13 protein-coding genes, 12 tRNA genes and 3 rRNA genes are annotated in these 18,425 nt (G+C 48.2%); 27 read left to right on the top strand and 1 reads right to left on the bottom strand.

The window, feature by feature from the left end:
* Positions 1–23 precede the first annotated feature (23 nt).
* Positions 24–638: a rhomboid family intramembrane serine protease gene (locus tag AC6F33_RS15375; protein ID WP_255749045.1), complete on the bottom strand. Its 615-nt coding sequence runs from the start codon at positions 636–638 to the stop codon at positions 24–26.
* A gap of 286 nt (positions 639–924) precedes the next feature.
* On the opposite strand from AC6F33_RS15375, the gene acpS reads away from it, so the two are divergent.
* The 27 genes from acpS to rrf all read left to right on the top strand — a co-directional run bounded on the left by acpS (position 925) and on the right by rrf (position 18,252).
* Positions 925–1,287 (top strand): holo-ACP synthase, encoded by a 363-nt coding sequence (acpS, locus tag AC6F33_RS15370; protein WP_500777402.1) that lies wholly within the window; start codon positions 925–927, stop codon positions 1,285–1,287.
* Positions 1,288–1,342: 55 nt separating this feature from the next.
* A complete protein-coding gene (locus AC6F33_RS15365) occupies positions 1,343–2,857 on the top strand; it encodes an NAD(P)H-hydrate dehydratase (protein WP_500777401.1) in 1,515 nt (504 codons plus the stop codon).
* A gap of 47 nt (positions 2,858–2,904) precedes the next feature.
* Entirely contained in the window at positions 2,905–3,909 is a 1,005-nt protein-coding gene (locus AC6F33_RS15360; protein ID WP_500777400.1) for a LolA family protein, read from the top strand.
* Between the two features lie 303 nt (positions 3,910–4,212).
* Positions 4,213–5,403, top strand: coding sequence for an alanine racemase (gene alr, locus AC6F33_RS15355; RefSeq protein WP_480948817.1), 1,191 nt, complete (start codon positions 4,213–4,215; stop codon positions 5,401–5,403).
* A gap of 156 nt (positions 5,404–5,559) precedes the next feature.
* Positions 5,560–5,838 (top strand): CopG family ribbon-helix-helix protein, encoded by a 279-nt coding sequence (locus AC6F33_RS15350; protein ID WP_023509569.1) that lies wholly within the window; start codon positions 5,560–5,562, stop codon positions 5,836–5,838.
* 3 nt (positions 5,839–5,841) lie between these two features.
* On the top strand, positions 5,842–6,192 hold the full coding sequence (locus tag AC6F33_RS15345; RefSeq protein WP_255749051.1) for a type II toxin-antitoxin system PemK/MazF family toxin: 351 nt from the start codon (positions 5,842–5,844) through the stop codon (positions 6,190–6,192).
* A 312-nt stretch (positions 6,193–6,504) separates the two neighbouring features.
* Positions 6,505–7,506: a PP2C family protein-serine/threonine phosphatase gene (locus AC6F33_RS15340; protein WP_500778173.1), complete on the top strand. Its 1,002-nt coding sequence runs from the start codon at positions 6,505–6,507 to the stop codon at positions 7,504–7,506.
* A 64-nt stretch (positions 7,507–7,570) separates the two neighbouring features.
* The gene (locus AC6F33_RS15335; RefSeq protein ID WP_255749052.1) at positions 7,571–7,909 is read left to right on the top strand and encodes an STAS domain-containing protein; all 339 of its coding nucleotides are present in this window, start codon (positions 7,571–7,573) and stop codon (positions 7,907–7,909) included.
* The gene (gene rsbW / locus AC6F33_RS15330) at positions 7,902–8,381 is read left to right on the top strand and encodes an anti-sigma B factor RsbW (RefSeq protein WP_500777399.1); all 480 of its coding nucleotides are present in this window, start codon (positions 7,902–7,904) and stop codon (positions 8,379–8,381) included. The genes AC6F33_RS15335 and rsbW overlap by 8 nt, the downstream gene beginning before the upstream one ends.
* Positions 8,353–9,141, top strand: a complete 789-nt coding sequence (sigB, locus tag AC6F33_RS15325) for an RNA polymerase sigma factor SigB (RefSeq protein ID WP_255749054.1) — start codon at positions 8,353–8,355, stop codon at positions 9,139–9,141. The genes rsbW and sigB overlap by 29 nt, the downstream gene beginning before the upstream one ends.
* A gap of 114 nt (positions 9,142–9,255) precedes the next feature.
* On the top strand, positions 9,256–11,412 hold the full coding sequence (locus AC6F33_RS15320; protein ID WP_500777398.1) for a Tex family protein: 2,157 nt from the start codon (positions 9,256–9,258) through the stop codon (positions 11,410–11,412).
* A gap of 32 nt (positions 11,413–11,444) precedes the next feature.
* On the top strand, positions 11,445–11,918 hold the full coding sequence (locus tag AC6F33_RS15315) for a SprT family protein (protein WP_255749056.1): 474 nt from the start codon (positions 11,445–11,447) through the stop codon (positions 11,916–11,918).
* 155 nt (positions 11,919–12,073) lie between these two features.
* Positions 12,074–12,148 (top strand) — tRNA-Asn (locus AC6F33_RS15310).
* 1 nt (position 12,149) lies between these two features.
* Positions 12,150–12,241: transfer RNA gene (locus tag AC6F33_RS15305), tRNA-Ser, on the top strand.
* Positions 12,242–12,247: 6 nt separating this feature from the next.
* Positions 12,248–12,322 (top strand) — tRNA-Glu (locus AC6F33_RS15300).
* A gap of 21 nt (positions 12,323–12,343) precedes the next feature.
* Positions 12,344–12,419: transfer RNA gene (locus tag AC6F33_RS15295), tRNA-Asp, on the top strand.
* Positions 12,420–12,474: 55 nt separating this feature from the next.
* Positions 12,475–12,549 (top strand) — tRNA-Gln (locus tag AC6F33_RS15290).
* Positions 12,550–12,552: 3 nt separating this feature from the next.
* A tRNA-Lys gene (locus tag AC6F33_RS15285) sits at positions 12,553–12,624 on the top strand.
* Between the two features lie 6 nt (positions 12,625–12,630).
* A tRNA-Leu gene (locus AC6F33_RS15280) sits at positions 12,631–12,715 on the top strand.
* 13 nt (positions 12,716–12,728) lie between these two features.
* Positions 12,729–12,814, top strand: a tRNA-Leu gene (locus AC6F33_RS15275).
* 9 nt (positions 12,815–12,823) lie between these two features.
* Positions 12,824–12,900: transfer RNA gene (locus tag AC6F33_RS15270), tRNA-Arg, on the top strand.
* A 4-nt stretch (positions 12,901–12,904) separates the two neighbouring features.
* Positions 12,905–12,981: transfer RNA gene (locus tag AC6F33_RS15265), tRNA-Pro, on the top strand.
* Between the two features lie 5 nt (positions 12,982–12,986).
* Positions 12,987–13,060: transfer RNA gene (locus tag AC6F33_RS15260), tRNA-Gly, on the top strand.
* Positions 13,061–13,070: 10 nt separating this feature from the next.
* A tRNA-Ile gene (locus tag AC6F33_RS15255) sits at positions 13,071–13,147 on the top strand.
* Between the two features lie 217 nt (positions 13,148–13,364).
* Positions 13,365–14,913 (top strand): 16S ribosomal RNA (locus tag AC6F33_RS15250).
* Between the two features lie 221 nt (positions 14,914–15,134).
* Positions 15,135–18,062 (top strand): 23S ribosomal RNA (locus AC6F33_RS15245).
* 73 nt (positions 18,063–18,135) lie between these two features.
* Positions 18,136–18,252: ribosomal RNA gene (rrf, locus tag AC6F33_RS15240) — 5S ribosomal RNA — on the top strand.
* Together the 16S, 23S and 5S rRNA genes with 12 tRNA genes alongside form the textbook arrangement of a ribosomal RNA operon.
* Positions 18,253–18,425: the final 173 nt, after the last annotated feature.

Here is an 18,425-nt window from a genome sequence, read left to right as displayed (position 1 = left end):
GCAGTATAAAATGATAGGATTCTTTACTCGGTTCTATTAAAAAAGAACAGTGGAGCGAGTATCAATCCTGACAGAAAACCGATCAAATGCCCCATCACATCAATATCTGCACCGATGAATGAACTGATCAAGCTGATGAGAACGATGACGAAGACGACCGTCTGATCCTGTCTTGAAATGCTCTCTCTCTTGAAAATAACAAGAAAAATGTAGATGCCCAAAAGTCCGAACAGCGCACCGCTTGCCCCATAATGGCTGAAGCCCACGGGTTCAAGGAACAGCGCGGCGATATTCGCAATGATCCCTGTCGCCAAAAAGGCGGTTGCGTATCGCCATTTTCCCAACATCACTTCGAGCGCGGGTCCAAAAATAAAAAGAGAGAACGCGTTGAATAAGATGTGTGAAAAATGAATATGAAGGAAAATGGGTGTTACAAGCTGCCACCACGCACCTTGATTCAAAATCGCATCATTGGATCCAGCGGAAAACACAAACATACGCAGTGCAAATTCCGGTGCAACATGCCATGTTCCGGTGATTAAAAACAGAAGATAAATGAAAAGATCGACAGCCAGAATGATCGTGGTGATTGGGTAAAGCTTTATAAAGAGCTTGAATGGTTCGTTTCTGATAAACAAAGCAGTATAAAACCCCCTTGAGGAATGATCTTGTACTAAGTATAGGGTAAAATAGAAATCAGTGGTAGCGAAAAAGTGGTTCGCCGAATAGGCGGATCATGACGAACAGGTATCGTTCATCCATTTTAACCGCCATTGAGAGCTTTTACACATAGACAATCGAGAAATAAATACTTGTCAACTCAATTGATCGAGCGATGTGCATGTAACCTTTTTCATCTATTTTTTAATAGAGGTTCATTAACCGAAATTTACAGATACTGCAAAAATAAGGCGGGAGCATTCCATGATTAAAGGGATCGGCATTGATTTGATCGAACTGGATCGAGTAGCCAAACAGATTCATCAGGACGCGTTTATCGATCGTGTCCTGACTGAGAAGGAACGTAAACAATTCGACATACTCAGCGACAAGCGCAAACTGGAATTTCTGGCGGGTCGCTTTTCTGCGAAAGAGGCTTATGCGAAAGCATGCGGCACAGGAATCGGAAAATCTGTTTCCTTTCAGGACCTGACCATCATCAACGATTCCCTTGGCAGACCGCTGCTTGAGGATCGAACCGCTTCCGGCGACACCGTCCACGTATCAATTACACATACAGATCACACCGCCGCAGCTTTTGTTATTATTGAAAGCTTGTCATGCTAGTCTGCATATTAAAGAACCTTGTCTCATATAGTTTATTACGCTAGGAGGGACTATTGTGCACGTTGTTTCGCGAGAAGAAATGCAGAACATTGATCAGTACACCATAACACATATCGGGCTGGGAGGACCGGTGCTTATGGAGAATGCGGGTCGCGCCGTATATGCGGCGATCGAGCCGGAACTGACACCAGGAAAACAAGTCATGGTCATTATTGGAAAAGGAAATAATGGGGGCGATGGATTTGTCGTAGCTCGTCTGCTTATGGACAGTGAAGTATGCGTCAGCACATGGCTCGTAGCAGATCCGCTGAAAATTACAGGAGACGCTGCGTACCACATGAACGCTTATTTAACTTGCGGGGGAACAATCTTTCAAGTAAAAGATGATCCCAAACGCTTTGCGAGACAGTTGGAACGTTCGGAACTGATTGTTGATGCTTTGCTGGGGACAGGCGTTCATGGAGCACCGTATCCTGAATATGGTGAGGTGATCAAGCAAATCAACCATTCAAGTGCAGAGGTTGTTTCAATTGATCTGCCAAGCGGCGTCCCTGCTAACGGTGAGTCATATACACACCCAGCCGTCGCCGCCGACCGGACCCTAACCTTGGAATGTCCCAAGCTGGCTCAGTTTGTCTTGCCTGCCGCCAGATCCTTTGGAGCCGTTCAGGTACTTCCGATTGGTATCCCGAGTATCGCATATCGTGAATCGGGCATTCGCCGTGACCTGCGGATGCGATCGGACGTTGTTCGAACACTTCCGCGGCGTGATCCTTTTTCACATAAAGGGTCGCATGGCAAAGGGCTGCTGATTGCAGGCAGCACCGATATGTCGGGCGCAGCCTTTTTCTCAGCCAAGTCGGCGCTTCGTTCCGGTATTGGATTGCTGAAAGTTAGTGTTCCGAATGCGATTAAACCTGTAATTGCCGGGCATCTGCCGGAGACAATGTTTATGCCAAGAGATGGGATCAGCCTTGATGGCGTGACCGGAGTCGCGATTGGGCCGGGACTTGGAAGGGATTCTCATGAGGAGGCTCTTGTTTGCCGCGTTGTTGAAGAAAGCAGCGCGATGCCCTGCGTCATCGATGCGGATGGGCTCATTCATTTGAAGCACCATCTGGATCTGCTCACTCGGCGCAGCGTTCCTGCTGTGCTATCGCCCCATCCGGGTGAAATGGCGGCTCTGACAGGCAATACCGTTAAGGAAATCGAAAGCGACCGATTTAATTGTTCCAAGGCTTTTGCGGAAAAGTATCATGTTTATCTGGTACTCAAAGGCAAGTATACGATCATTACAGCTCCGGACGGACGGCAGGTCGTTAACCCGACCGGAAATGCCGCCATGGCTAAGGGCGGTTCAGGCGACATTCTGACCGGCATCCTGCTTGCATTTTTGCTGCAGCACGAACAAATGATGGATGCGATATGTAACGCAGTCTATGTGCACGGCGCGACTGCAGACTATCTGGTTGAGCACGGTCATTCTCTGCTCGACGTACTGGCTACTGATGTTATTGAAGCGATTCCTCCTGTTCTGCATCACTTTTACAGCGAAACAGCGCACCTTTAAGCAGTTCCTCCTTTGTCACCGAATAGAGGCAAAGGGGTTGGAGATACATGAAAAAGTGGTCGGCATTATGGCTTGGCGCGATCCTGGTTTTGGCGTTATTAACCGGATGCGGCACCAAATCGGAAAAAGATGTCATTAATGATCTGAACAAGCGCTATGAGAATATCAACAGCTACTCAACCGATGCAGTCATGACGTTCCAGCATAATGGGAAGAAACAAACGTACCAAGTTAATGTCATGTATAGGAAACCAAACTATTACAAAGTTGCGCTCAGTGATGGGAAAAAAGAGAACAAGCAAATGATCTTACGCAATAAAGAAGGCGTCTTTGTCCTGACTCCGGAATTAAATAAGAGCTACCGGTTTGAAAGCGACTGGCCGAATAATCGAAGCCAAGCGTATCTGTACCACTCGCTGGCAAAGGATATTTTGAATGATCCGAATCCGGGATTCACGGCAAAAGATAATCAGTACGTTTTTAAAACCAAAACCAATTACAATACCACGCAGCTGGCCAATCAAACGATCTCTTTGAAAAAGGATCTGACTCCAAAAAATGTTCAGATCAAGGATAAGGATGAGAATGTCGTGGTAACGGTCAAATTCAAATCCTTTAAAGTGAATCCGTCACTGAATAACAAAACATTTGATGTAAAAACGAACATGACGGCGGCCCGTATTACGAAAACACAAACGACAACGGCGGAAAATGCCTCGTTCAAGCTTTTGTATCCGACGGCCATGCTTTCAGGAACCAAGCTTGCGACCGTGAAACCGCAAACCACTCAAGTCGGCGATCGTTATGTTTTAAAATATGAGGGCAAGAAACCGTTCACGCTCATTGAATCAAAAAGTCGGACCTCGGTAAGTTCCGTACCGACGATTGCAACCGGGAGCCCTGAAAATCTTGGATTTGCCATTGGTTCCAGCGGAGATAAATCATTATACTGGTCTTATGGGGGAACGGATTACTTCCTCGCTTCAGATAAATTGACACAAGATGAAATGATGACCATTGCTCAGTCTGTCAACGGACTTGCAACGAAATAACAAATAACTGCCGGCGCTCCGCTCCTCGTGATCGGGCGCTTTTTTGCTTGCATAACAGCACTTCGTCTGGCTGAGAAAACCAAATCGAGGTGCGTGTTTTATTATAAAAGCTTTAGGGCAAACGGATTACAAAATCATCTTTCGTTTTTTTGCGAGAAGTGCTTAAATAGGAATAGAAAACCTTGTCGAAACAAGGCGATGAGGAAGGCTTATTTACTTGCTTCACTTGTTTGTGATGAGCGAATGGCGAGCGGAAAACCTTCCTGTAAATTTTATTCAATGGATTGGGTGGTTGAGCCAGCGATGACAGCTACATCTTTTTATAGAGAAACATGGGCGGATATTGATCTGGACGCGGTAGCGAACAACGTCCGAAATATGAAGACACGTATTCCGGAGGATGTTGCTTTGCTTGCAGTCGTTAAAGCAAACGGATATGGACATGGCGCGTTGCAGGTCGCACGAACCGCGCTGGATAACGGCGCATCCTGGCTTGCAGTTGCTCTGTTCGATGAGGCACTTGCCCTTCGTAAGCAAGGTATTGAAGCGCCAATCCTAGTGTTGTCGCCTATTCCGCCCCAGCATGTCAACCATGCGGCCAAGTATCATATCGCTCTGACTGTGTCTGACGGAGAATGGGTTAAACGCGCCCGGGAAAACTATACTGCTGAACAGTCCGTGTCCCTGCATATTTCCTGTGACACCGGCATGGGCAGAATCGGTATCCGCAACAAGGACGAAGCATCCACACTTGTCAGCGAAATCAGGCGGGATCCCCGTTTTGTCATTGAGGGAATGTTTACGCACTTCGCTACAGCCGATCAGGATGACGAAGCTTACTTTAATGAACAGTACGGACGTTTTGAAATGATGGTAGACTGGATTCAGGAGCTTGGTGCACGCCCTGCAGTGATTCATTGCGGGAACAGCGCGACAACCTTGAAGTATCCTGCAGAAAGACGTCACTTGTTTAACATGGTTCGCTATGGCATCGCGATGTACGGCCTGTCTCCTTCCCCTGAAATGGTCAAACAGCTGCCCTTTGTATTGAAACGAGCCATGTCGCTGCACAGCCGATTGACCTACGTAAAACAAGTGGAAAAAGGGTCGTTTATCGGATACGGTGCAACGTACCAAGCCTCTGATGATGAATGGATCGGCACTGTGCCGATAGGCTACGCAGACGGCTGGCTCCGGGGATTTCACGATACCGATGTTCTGATCGACGGTCAAAGATGTCCGATTGTCGGACGGATTTGCATGGATCAATTCATGTGCCGGCTTCCGCGCGCATACCCTGAAGGAACAGAGGTAACCTTAATCGGGAAAAATGGCGCTGAGGAAATCACGGCAGACGAGAGGGCTCAGCAGCTGCAAACAATAAATTATGAAGTAACCTGCACGATTCACCCCCGCATTCCACGGGTTTATTGGAAAAACGGAAAGAAAATAGCGACAAGCAATCCGATTCTAACTGCCGCAGATGAAACATGATCAATAAATCAGCAAAAAAATGAAAAAAATAACACAATTAAGCATAGAAGTACTCGATTTTTGGCGAAAATAGCTTTGCAAAATAATTTTGAAATGGTAACATGAATTTTAGATCAAAAAAAGATATATTCTGACGAAAGTGGTGGGGGTGCAGGCATGTCGGAATCAAAGATAAAGGAAATCATGCTGAGTTTGCCGCAACATTTATTGAACGAAATTGATGGAATGGCGAGTCGGGACAAGATGAATCGCAGTGAATTTCTCCATCGCGCCATCAGACTGTATCTGCGTGAGCGTAACAGGGGCTATGTCCGTGAAATTATGCGTCAGGGCTACATGGAAATGGCTAAAATCAACCTTAACATTGCTTCTGAAGCATTCCTCGCTGAGGAGGAGGCAGAGATCACTATGGAACGCTCCGTCAGCGGGGTGTAACTGGTGATTGTTAAGCGCGGCGACGTCTACTTTGCAGATCTTTCACCAGTCGTTGGATCAGAACAAGGCGGTGTACGCCCGGTCCTGATCATACAGAACGACATTGGCAATCGCTTTAGCCCAACGGTTGTAGTAGCGGCCATCACCGCACAAATTCAAAAAGCCAAATTGCCGACTCATGTGGAGATCGATGCGAAAAAATACGGCTTTGATCGTGACTCGGTCATCCTGCTCGAGCAGATCAGAACCATTGACAAGCAGCGACTGACGGATAAAATCACGCATTTGGATGAAGAAATGATGAGTCGAGTAAACAAAGCGATTCAAATCAGTCTCAGTTTGATTGATTTTTGAATCGCATACATACACATAAATGAACGAAGAGCGCCTTTCCCATCAGAAAGTCGCTTTTTTTGTGGGAATCAATTCAGTCCAGCCTATTTGCTCAATATGGGAATTTTTGTTGAATTTTGCTGTTCATATTTTTTGCCATAATCGTCAATTCATGAAATAATTAGGTACCGAGTTTGCATTTTTGATTGTTTGTTATTTCGACAGAAAAGGTGATTGAAACCGTTCTATTTAGTTGAGTTAGAATATTCATTCATTAATTAATTAGCTTTTTAGTCTATGGGTGTTCGGAAGGAGTGGGCTACAGTGGGTACAATGGAAGAAGAGCCGCAGCTTGCTGCATATCGAGATTTACTCGCACATTACGTTGCTCAAAGTTCAGAACCGAATATGGAGGAATGTGAGCAGCTGAGCGAATACTTGCATGAACATGGGGTTTCTCCTGATGATCTTGTCGAACTGCATCTTGATGCATTGAAACAAATCGTTATAAATCCCGATCGCGTGATACTCCGATCCATTGACTTTTTAATAAAGATGATGTCGGGATACGGCCGCGATTATAGGGAACATCAAGCGCTTAAAAACCGCCAGAAACTGTTAGACACCGAGATTGATGTTGCTGCTGAGGTACAGAAGGCACTTCTTGAAGGGAAAGTTCCAAGCTGTTCTTTTGCGGACATCGGCGCGGTTAGTGTACCGGCGAAAAAGATGAGCGGAGACTACTATCGCATTGTGAACGATGGAAAACGATTGGCAGTCACGATTGCCGATATCGTTGGAAAAGGTATCCCGGCAGCTATGTGTATGTCAATGATCAAGTACGCAATGGACAGCCTTCCTGAAAATAAATCGGGGGCTCCATCGGCAATTCTTTCAAGTTTGAATCGTGTCGTTGAGCGCAATGTTGATCCAAGTATGTTCATCACCATGTTTTACAGTGTCTATGATCCTGAGACTCATATTTTTTCAAATTCTTCAGCAGGTCATGAACCAGGTTTTTATTATTCGGCACGCGAGAACCGATTTGTCGATCTGGAAGCTAGAGGACTATCGCTTGGACTCACTCCTGAATCCAAGTATAGGGAGTGGGCTCGGAAAATTTGGCCTGGCGATATGATTTTCCTTCTGACCGACGGAGTAACCGAAATTCGGAAGGATCACGATTTTATTGAACGCAAACAGACCGTGGAAATCATCCGCAAATCGATGCATTTGCCCGCCTCACGCTTGGTACGGCATGTTATGTATGAATTAAAGAAGATGCAGAAATGTTCATTTACTGATGATTTTACATTTATTGCGATGAAGTTTTAGGTTTTGCCTATTCTGATATTGGGTATGGATCATTTAAAGATGCTTTGCATGCAGGAGGATGAACATGAATATATCAATTGAGCGGGAAGCAAAAGGAGAGAAACTTTATCTTGTCGCTGTGGAAGGAGAAATCGATGTATTCACAGCACCGGAATTAAAGAAAGGCTTGCTTCCTTTAACAGAAGTTGAAGACGGTGAATTGATTTTAGATCTCAATGAGACAAAATATATGGACAGTACAGCACTTGGCGTTATTGTTGCTGCACTCAAATCGGCAGTCAAACACAATTGCCGATTTTCTGTAATTGGTATGACGCCGCGAATTAAAAGACTGTTTGAAATCACCGGATTAATGGATCTTCTTACGAGAGCACAGATAAGCGGGGGGAGCGCAAATGACTGAAACGAGTAATGTGATTCGGCTTAGCATTCCGGCAAAACCTGAATTTGTCGGAATTGCGCGGCTTGCATGTTCTGGAGCGGCAAGCAGAATGGGCTATTCGTTCGACGCGATTGAAGATATCAAGGTTGCGGTGTCCGAAGCCTGCACGAATGCGGTCAGTCATGGATACAAACAAAATGGGATTGGTCAGATCCAAGTTATTATGGAATGCGGTAAAGAGGCGCTGACACTTACTGTTCTGCATAACGGAGAGAGCTTTGATGCGAGCGAAGCACTGCAGAAACTGAGGCCGATCGATCCTTCCGCCGATCTTGACGATGTCAATGAGGGAGGACTGGGTCTCTTTTTGATCAATGCGCTTATGGATCAGGTAACGATCAGTACGGAATGCGGTGTAGCTGTCCGAATGGTCAAGTATGTAACCAGAGACGGGGTGGAGCGCATTGCCAACAAAGTCTCAACAACAGAATGAGATTCAGAAATGGATCGCTGATTTTCAAAAAAATCCTGAGGATGAACAGCTTCAGACGAAAATAATTCGCCGTTATGAGAAATTGGTCGGTGCACTTGCCAGCAAATTTGCTAAGAACAGCGATGTGCGCGAGGATCTTTATCAGGTCGGCATGATTGGGTTAATCGCAGCTATTAAGCGATTTGATCCTGCAGTTGGCGGCAGCTTTGAATCTTTTGCTGTTCCAACAATCGTCGGAGAAATAAAGCGCTATATTAGAGACAAGACGTGGAGCGTCCATGTGCCAAGACGTGTCAAAGAACTCAGTCCGAAAATCCGACGTGCGACCGAAGCACTGACAAACTCCCTCCAGCGTTCTCCGAGGATTGATGAAATTGCTGAAGCCATTGGTGAAAGCGAGGAAAGTATTCTTGAAACCTTAGAAATGGCTCGAGGATACAACACCTTATCCGTGGATTCAAAGATCGATGGAGATCCGGAAGGTACAGCGATGACACTGCTTGATATTGTCGGTAAGCAGGAGAACGGCTATGAGCTGGTACACAAGAAGCTCATTCTAACCGAAGCGTTCCAGGTCCTTTCGGAGAGGGAGAAAAAGATCTTGATTTGCACCTATTACGACAATCTCAGTCAAAAAGAAACGGGTGCACGCTTAGGAATTTCGCAAATGCATGTCTCTCGTCTGCAAAGAAGTGCCCTTCGCAAGTTAAGGGATAATCTTCCTCGGAAAGACGAAGTGGGACTTTCAATTAACAAGTGATCGTTTATTCAGGCAGCTCGTTATAGGGACGAGCTGTTTTTGTTTTACCTATTCTGTTTACTCAGACGAACAAATCTGTTTTCTGATATGATAGATGGGAAGGGGACGATTATAATGGACGAAGTTGTTTTACATATAGCAAAAAAGCTGAATATTTCTGCGCCACAGGTAGCACGCACCATTGAACTCCTGGAGGATGACAATACCATACCTTTTATCGCACGCTATCGGAAAGAAATGACCGGTGGGCTGGATGAAGTTCAAATTGAAAAAATACAAGATTCCTATACATACAGCAAGCAATTAGATAAACGCAAGATCGAAGTCATTAACCGGATTGAAGAGCAAGGCAAATTGACTGATGCGCTCAAACAGAAGGTTAATCGGGCATTGACTTTGCAGGAAATAGAAGATCTTTATCTTCCTTATCGACAGAAACGGCGTACACGTGCGTCTATTGCAAAGGAAAAAGGACTGGAGCCATTAGCTGATTGGCTGATGCGCTTGCCTTCTGATCCTGTGGAGCCCTTTGCCGAACAGTTTGTTTCCGAGCAGCTTCAAGTTGCTTCAGCTGAGGAAGCATTACAAGGAGCACTGGATATTATTGCCGAACGCCTTGCGGAACGTGCCGAATTGCGTGCGCTGGCACGCAAGCGAACGGCTGAACAGGGAATGATTCATGTCCAGGTGAAGCACCGGGAACTTGATGAGAAGAATGTGTATGCCAATTACTATGCCTACGAAGAGCGGATAAAAACACTTGTTCCTCACCGGATTTTAGCGATTAATCGCGGGGAAAAAGAAGAGATACTCAAGGTATCTGTAGAAGCACCTGAAGGATCGATCCTCCCTGCGATCAAACGTGCATTGAATCCCGGGAAGCAAACGACGGCAGAGGAGCTGCTGGATACATGTGCCGAAGATGCCTACAAGCGATTAATTGCACCGTCCGTTGAGCGAGAGCTGAGACAGGCATTGACAGAAAAGGCTGAGCAGCAGGCGATTCATATCTTCGCAGAAAATCTTCGCGGCCTGCTTCTTCAGCCGCCGCTGAAGGAGCGGACAGTACTCGGCGTCGATCCTGCCTATCGCACTGGCTGCAAGCTTGCTGTTGTCGATCCGACCGGCAAAGTACTGGACATTTCGCTTATTTATCCAACACCGCCTAAGTCGGATATCAAAGGGGCCAGGAAAAAGGTTCTGGAACTGGTTGAGCGCTATCATATCGACATGGTTGCGATTGGCAACGGCACGGCATCACGTGAGACTGAAGCATTCATTGCCGAGACACTGAAACAAGTGTCCGATCATAAACTTTTTTATATGATTGTTAATGAAGCAGGCGCAAGCGTTTATTCTGCTTCTGCACTTGCACGCGAAGAATTTCCGGATCTGCATGTTGAAGAACGCAGTGCCGTGTCCATTGCGCGAAGACTTCAAGACCCGCTTGCGGAACTTGTAAAGGTCGATCCAAAATCTGTTGGGGTCGGTGAATACCAGCATGACGTGTCACAGCGAGAATTAGCAAAATCGCTCCAATTTGTCGTAGAGACGGTTGTGAATCAGGTAGGCGTTAACATTAACACAGCTTCGCCTCAGCTGCTTCAATATGTTGCTGGACTGTCGAAAACGGTAGCAAGTAACGTAGTTGCAGAACGGGAGAAGCTCGGCAAATTTGAAAGCCGGCTTCAACTGAAAAAGGTTCCGAGGCTTGGCGCACGTGCTTTCGAACAATCGGCAGGATTTTTGCGGATCAGCGGAGGAAAAAATCCGTTGGATAATACGCCGATTCATCCGGAAAGCTATAATGTTGCAGGAGATTTGCTCAAAAAAGCAGACTGCGATGCCGACAAAATCGGAACTGAGGATCTGATTGACAAATTGCGGGCATTGGATGTGACACGAACTGCCAATGAACTCTCTGTTGGCGAACCGACCTTGCGCGATATGATCGAGGCACTGATTCGGCCAGGTCGCGATCCACGCGATGACCTGAAAAAACCACTGTTGAAGACCGATGTTCTAAAGATGGACGATTTGAAGCCGGGTATGCAGCTGGAAGGAACGGTTCGTAATGTTGTGGATTTCGGTGCATTTGTTGATATTGGAGTGAAACAGGACGGTCTGGTTCACCTGTCAAAGCTTGCCTCACGCTTTGTTCGCCATCCGCTTGACGTTGTTCGTGTTGGTGAAATAGTCACCGTTTGGGTGGAACAAGTGGACGCAGAAAAGGGACGTATCTCATTAACAATGGTAGCTCCCAACAAATAAATGCAGAATTGATGACCCGTGGAGGTGAGGTCATGACTGATGAAGAACTTCAAAAGCTTGTAGAACAGGTATCGATGGAGAGCTTTCATCGTCCTTTTCGTCATCAGGCGATTTTTAACTCAAGGCTTCGAACAACCGGTGGACGTTATTTGCTGAACTCGCACCGGCTCGAATTCAATGCCCGTCAGCTCAACTATTTTGGATTAGAAGCCTTTTTGAAAATCATTAAACATGAATTGTGTCATTACCATCTCCATCTGCTTGGTATGGGTTATCGTCATAGGGATGCCGATTTCCGCACGTTGCTGGCAAGGGTGGGCGGTTCAAGGTTTTGCGAGGCAATTCCTAACACGCGCAATGGTTCGGGCGTTCGTTATCATTATCAATGTTCCGCATGTGAAACAAACTTTTATCGTAAGAGAAAATTAGATACTGCACGCTATGTTTGCGGTGCATGCGGCGGTACACTTCAATTGCTCAGCAAGACACGTATCAATCAATTTTAAATAAGATTAAAAATAGGGTTGACGTGGGATGTTAATCTGTGTTAAATTATTTAAGTCGTCAAAAGGACAAGCGATTGTGTCGCTCAAAACCTTGTTGACAAGTGAATGAACACAGTGTAGAATAGCATATGCATTTGTTTTTTTGAACCACTTATTCCACAGTAGCTCAGTGGTAGAGCAATCGGCTGTTAACCGATCGGTCGTAGGTTCGAATCCTACCTGTGGAGCCATGGAGAAGTACCCAAGTCGGCTGAAGGGGCTCCCCTGCTAAGGGAGTAGACGGTGTAAATCGTGCGAGGGTTCGAATCCCTCCTTCTCCGCCATTTTATGGCCCGTTCGTCAAGTGGTTAAGACACCACCCTTTCACGGTGGGTTCATGGGTTCGAATCCCGTACGGGTCACCATTTATAATAAGAATTATTTGAGGATCCGTGGTGTAGGGGTTAACATGCCTGCCTGTCACGCAGGAGATCGGCGGTTCAAATCCGCTCGGATCCGCCATTTATTAATTAGTTGATAAAAGAAAACGATATGTGTTCCTATACATAATTGTTTTTGGCCCATAGCCAAGCGGTAAGGCAACGGTTTTTGGTGCCGTCATGCGCTGGTTCGAATCCAGCTGGGCCAGCCACATGAGCCACTAGCTCAGGGGTAGAGCATCTGACTTTTAATCAGAGGGTCGAAGGTTCAAATCCTTCGTGGCTCATTTTATGCGGGTGTGGCGGAATTGGCAGACGCGCTAGATTTAGGATCTAGTGTTTTCCAACGTGGGGGTTCGAGTCCCTTCACCCGCACCAATTAATTGAATATGCGGTCGTGGCGGAATGGCAGACGCGCTAGCTTGAGGGGCTAGTGGAGGCAACTTCGTGGAGGTTCGAGTCCTCTCGACCGCACCATATTATTTTGCGCCCTTAGCTCAATTGGATAGAGCGTCTGACTACGGATCAGAAGGTTGGGGATTCGACTTCTCTAGGGCGCACCATTGTCGGGAAGTGGCTCAGCTTGGTAGAGCATCTGGTTTGGGACCAGAGGGTCGCAGGTTCAAATCCTGTCTTCCCGACCATATATGCGGGTGTAGTTTAGTGGTAAAACAAGAGCCTTCCAAGCTCTGGTCGTGGGTTCGATTCCCATCACCCGCTCCATTATTGTAATGGGCCTGTAGCTCAGCTGGTTAGAGCGCACGCCTGATAAGCGTGAGGTCGGTGGTTCAAGTCCACTCAGGCCCACCATTATTATTTAATGTATATGAATGTTCCTTGAAAACTGAACAAAAGCCAAGCGTGATATAAGGGTTTTAAACCCCATAATCAATTCAATTTTGCTATGGATCTTATGAGCTTCCACAGGATGTGGTGACTTCTGCGTTGTGCACAGGACGTGCACGACCTTAGCAGAAGTTCCACTCTTTGGAAGTACGACAATAAAGTAAGTAAGTATGCAACACACTTTTTGGAGAGTTTGATCCTGGCTCAGGACGAACGCTGGCGGCGTGCCTAATACATGCAAGTCGAGCGCACGGAAGGGAGCTTGCTCCCGGAAGTGAGCGGCGGATGGGTGAGTAACACGTGGGTAACCTGCCTGTCAGACTGGGATAACTGTGGGAAACCGCAGCTAATACCGGATGATCCCCTGCACCGCATGGTGCAGGGCTGAAAGATGGTTTCGGCCATCACTGACAGATGGGCCCGCGGTGCATTAGTTAGTTGGCGGGGTAACGGCCCACCAAGACAGCGATGCATAGCCGACCTGAGAGGGTGATCGGCCACATTGGGACTGAGACACGGCCCAAACTCCTACGGGAGGCAGCAGTAGGGAATCTTCCACAATGGACGAAAGTCTGATGGAGCAACGCCGCGTGAGCGAAGAAGGTTTTCGGATCGTAAAGCTCTGTTGCCGGAGAAGAACGTGCGGGAGAGGAAATGCTCTTGCAGTGACGGTATCCGGCCAGAAAGCCACGGCTAACTACGTGCCAGCAGCCGCGGTAATACGTAGGTGGCAAGCGTTGTCCGGAATTATTGGGCGTAAAGCGCGCGCAGGCGGCTTCTTAAGTCTGATGTGAAATCTTGCGGCTCAACCGCAAACGGTCATTGGAAACTGGGAAGCTTGAGTACAGAAGAGGAGAGTAGAATTCCACGTGTAGCGGTGAAATGCGTAGATATGTGGAGGAATACCAGTGGCGAAGGCGGCTCTCTGGTCTGTAACTGACGCTGAGGCGCGAAAGCGTGGGGAGCAAACAGGATTAGATACCCTGGTAGTCCACGCCGTAAACGATGAATGCTAGGTGTTAGGGGGTCCAACCCTTAGTGCTGAAGTTAACACATTAAGCATTCCGCCTGGGGAGTACGACCGCAAGGTTGAAACTCAAAGGAATTGACGGGGGCCCGCACAAGCAGTGGAGCATGTGGTTTAATTCGAAGCAACGCGAAGAACCTTACCAGGTCTTGACATCCTCTGACAAGTCTAGAGATAGGCCGTTCCCCTTCGGGGGACAGAGTGACAGGTGGTGCATGGTTGTCGTCAGCTCGTGTCGTGAGATGTTGGGTTAAGTCCCGCAACGAGCGCAACCCTTGATCTTAGTTGCCAGCATTCAGTTGGGCACTCTAAGGTGACTGCCGGTGACAAACCGGAGGAAGGTGGGGATGACGTCAAATCATCATGCCCCTTATGATCTGGGCTACACACGTGCTACAATGGGTGGTACAAAGGGCAGCGAAACCGCGAGGTCGAGCTAATCCCATAAAGCCACCCCCAGTTCGGATTGCAGGCTGCAACTCGCCTGCATGAAGCCGGAATTGCTAGTAATCGCGGATCAGCATGCCGCGGTGAATCCGTTCCCGGGCCTTGTACACACCGCCCGTCACACCACGAGAGTTTGTAACACCCGAAGTCGGTGCGAGAACCTTTATGGACTCAGCCGCCGAAGGTGGGACAAATGATTGGGGTGAAGTCGTAACAAGGTAGCCGTATCGGAAGGTGCGGCTGGATCACCTCCTTTCTAAGGAAACGATCAATAGCGAAGCGCTTGGACTTTTGTTTGGTTTTGAAGGAATCATTCCTTCACCGGCGTGCCGAAAGGCAGCCTTGAACCTTGAAAACTGGATAACGAAAGCAACGAAAGAAAGTCAAGAAACATCCAAGAAGATTATTGAATTGATCTTACGATCAAGAAACTAATCATGAATGTGGCGGATGAGGAGCAATATTTTCATCGTCAGTGGTTAAGTTTTAAAGAGCGCACGGTGGATGCCTTGGCACTGGGAGCCGATGAAGGACGGAACGAACGCCGATACGCTTCGGGGAGCTGTAAGTAAGCTTTGATCCGAAGATTTCCGAATGGGGGAACCCCCTATCTTGAACAGATAGGATGCTCTGCTGAATCCATAGGCAGAGTAAGGCAGACCCGGGGAACTGAAACATCTCAGTACCCGGAGGAAGAGAAAGCAAATGCGATTTCCTGAGTAGTGGCGAGCGAAAGGGAAACAGCCCAAACCAAAGAGCTTGCTCTTTGGGGTTGTAGGACACTCCACATGGAGTCAGAAATGCACGTTTCAGGCGAACGACCTGGAAGGGTCGGCCAAAGAAGGCAAACGCCCTGTAGCCGACGGAACGTGCACTCCGGAGTGGATCCTGAGTACGGCGGGACACGAGAAACCCCGTCGGAATCCGGGAGGACCGTCTCCCAAGGCTAAATACTCCCCAGTGACCGATAGTGAACCAGTACCGTGAGGGAAAGGTGAAAAGCACCCCGGAAGGGGAGTGAAAGAGATCCTGAAACCGTGTGCTTACAAGTAGTTGGAGCCCCCTTCGGGGGGTGACAGCGTACCTTTTGTAGAATGGACCGGCGAGTGACGATTCTAAGCAAGGTTAAGCTGAAGAGGCGGAGCCGCAGCGAAAGCGAGTCTGAATAGGGCGAATGAGTTTAGGGTTGTCGACCCGAAACCGTGTGATCTACCCATGTCCAGGGTGAAGTTCAGGTAACACTGAATGGAGGCCCGAACCCACGCATGTTGAAAAATGCGGGGATGAGGTGTGGGTAGGGGTGAAATGCCAATCGAACACGGAGATAGCTGGTTCTCCCCGAAATAGCTTTAGGGCTAGCCTCGGATGAGTGAGACTTGGAGGTAGAGCACTGATTGAATAAGGGGTCCCCACAGGATTACCGAGTTCAGTCAAACTCCGAATGCCAAGCCCTTACGTCCGGGAGTCAGACGGCGAGTGATAAGATCCGTCGTCGAAAGGGAAACAGCCCAGACCGCCGACTAAGGTCCCTAAGTTTGTGCTAAGTGGGAAAGGATGTGACGTTGCCCAGACAACCAGGATGTTGGCTCAGAAGCAGCCACCATTTAAAGAGTGCGTAATAGCTCACTGGTCGAGTGGCGTCGCGCCGAAAATGTAACGGGGCTAAGCACAGCACCGAAGTCGCGGATGACCGTAAGGTCATGGTAGGGGAGCGTTCCAAGGGCATTGAAGATGTGCCGTGAGGCATGTTGGAGCGTTTGGAAGTGAGAATGCCGGTATGAGTAACGAAAAGAGAAGTGAGAATCTTCTCCGTCGAAAGCCTAAGGGTTCCTGAGGAAGGTTCGTCCGCTCAGGGTTAGTCGGGGCCTAAGCCGAGGCCGAAAGGCGTAGGCGATGGACAACAGGTTGATATTCCTGTACCAGCGTTTCACGTTTGAGTGATGGGGGGACGCAGGAAGGTAAGGCGAGCGCACGGATGGAAGTGTGCGTTCAAGCCGCGAGGCCGGCAGCGAGGCAAATCCCGCTGCTATCCGCCAAACGGTGATGAGGAGGGAACTTAAGTACCGAAGCGCCTGATCCTACACTGCCAAGAAAAGCCTCTAGCGAGTGAAACGGTGCCCGTACCCAAACCGACACAGGTGGGCAAGAAGAGAATTCTAAGACGCTCGGGAGAACTCTCGTTAAGGAACTCGGCAAAATCACCCCGTAACTTCGGGAGAAGGGGTGCTCGTCGGACCTACGGGTCCGATGAGCCGCAGTGAAAAGATCCAAGCGACTGTTTACCAAAAACACAGGTTTCTGCTAAACCGTAAGGTGATGTATAGGGGCTGACACCTGCCCGGTGCTGGAAGGTTAAAAGGAGAGGTTATCCTTCGGGAGAAGCTTTGAATTGAAGCCCCAGTAAACGGCGGCCGTAACTATAACGGTCCTAAGGTAGCGAAATTCCTTGTCGGGTAAGTTCCGACCCGCACGAAAGGTGTAACGATTTGGATACTGTCTCAACGAGAGACCCGGTGAAATTATAGTACCTGTGAAGATGCAGGTTACCCGCGACAGGACGGAAAGACCCCATGGAGCTTTACTGCAGCTTGATATTGGATGTGGGTATCGTTTGTACAGGATAGGCAGGAGCCTTGGAAACCGGACCGCTAGGTTCGGTGGAGGCATCGGTGGGATACTGCCCTGACGATATCGACATTCTAACCCTGAACCGTGATCCGGTTCGGAGACAGTGTCAGGCGGGCAGTTTGACTGGGGCGGTCGCCTCCTAAAAGGTAACGGAGGCGCCCAAAGGTTCCCTCAGAATGGTTGGAAATCATTCGCAGAGTGTAAAGGCACAAGGGAGCTTGACTGCGAGACCTACAAGTCGAGCAGGGACGAAAGTCGGGCTTAGTGATCCGGTGGCACCGCATGGAAGGGCCATCGCTCAACGGATAAAAGCTACCCTGGGGATAACAGGCTTATCTCCCCCAAGAGTTCACATCGACGGGGAGGTTTGGCACCTCGATGTCGGCTCATCGCATCCTGGGGCTGAAGTAGGTCCCAAGGGTTGGGCTGTTCGCCCATTAAAGCGGTACGCGAGCTGGGTTCAGAACGTCGTGAGACAGTTCGGTCCCTATCCGTCGCGGGCGTAGGAAATTTGAGAAGAGCTGTCCTTAGTACGAGAGGACCGGGATGGACACACCGCTGGTGTACCAGTTGTTCCGCCAGGAGCATACGCTGGGTAGCTATGTGTGGACGGGATAAGTGCTGAAAGCATCTAAGCATGAAGCCCCCTTCAAGATGAGATTTCCCATGATTTTAAATCAGTAAGACCCCTTAGAGATGATGAGGTTGATAGGTCTGAAGTGGAAGCACCGTGAGGTGTGCAGCGGACAGATACTAATCGGTCGAGGGCTTAACCCAGAAGAACTTGGATTCACTTGTTTTGTTTCGATTGCTTTCGTTACCGGTTTTGAAGGCTCATGCGAGCCGGAAGTCTGGCGGTCATAGCGAAGAGGTCACACCCGTTCCCATCCCGAACACGGTCGTTAAGCTCTTCTGTGCCGATGGTAATTGGGGGCTGTCCCCCTGTGAGAGTAGGTCACTGCCAGGCAATGGAAAAACACGCATTTCTCAATTTTGAGAGGTGCGTGTTTTTGCTTTTACATGTATGTACAAGGTTTAAGAGCTTGCCCCACTGGTACGACGATAAGGTGATACGTTGCTTATTCCCAATCCGCACTTATCGGTTGGGCGATCAGTTAAGTGCCTAATCTGATAAATAGA

The sequence above is a fragment of the Sporolactobacillus sp. BBK16-2 genome, from assembly GCF_059878335.1.
Note: the sequence above shows the minus strand (reverse complement) of the source record. Positions and strands in the feature narration are given on the sequence as shown.

Bases quoted from the DNA above. Each gene is read 5' to 3' on its own strand.
- acpS (WP_500777402.1), top strand. From the start codon at position 925: ATGATTAAAGGGATCGGCATTGATTTGATCGAACTGGATCGAGTAGCC.
- AC6F33_RS15320 (WP_500777398.1), top strand. From the start codon at position 9,256: ATGGACGAAGTTGTTTTACATATAGCAAAAAAGCTGAATATTTCTGCG.
- rsbW (WP_500777399.1), top strand. From the start codon at position 7,902: ATGACTGAAACGAGTAATGTGATTCGGCTTAGCATTCCGGCAAAACCT.
- AC6F33_RS15315 (WP_255749056.1), top strand. From the start codon at position 11,445: ATGACTGATGAAGAACTTCAAAAGCTTGTAGAACAGGTATCGATGGAG.
- AC6F33_RS15350 (WP_023509569.1), top strand. From the start codon at position 5,560: ATGTCGGAATCAAAGATAAAGGAAATCATGCTGAGTTTGCCGCAACAT.
- AC6F33_RS15335 (WP_255749052.1), top strand. From the start codon at position 7,571: ATGAATATATCAATTGAGCGGGAAGCAAAAGGAGAGAAACTTTATCTT.
- alr (WP_480948817.1), top strand. From the start codon at position 4,213: ATGACAGCTACATCTTTTTATAGAGAAACATGGGCGGATATTGATCTG.
- AC6F33_RS15360 (WP_500777400.1), top strand. From the start codon at position 2,905: ATGAAAAAGTGGTCGGCATTATGGCTTGGCGCGATCCTGGTTTTGGCG.
- AC6F33_RS15340 (WP_500778173.1), top strand. From the start codon at position 6,505: ATGGAAGAAGAGCCGCAGCTTGCTGCATATCGAGATTTACTCGCACAT.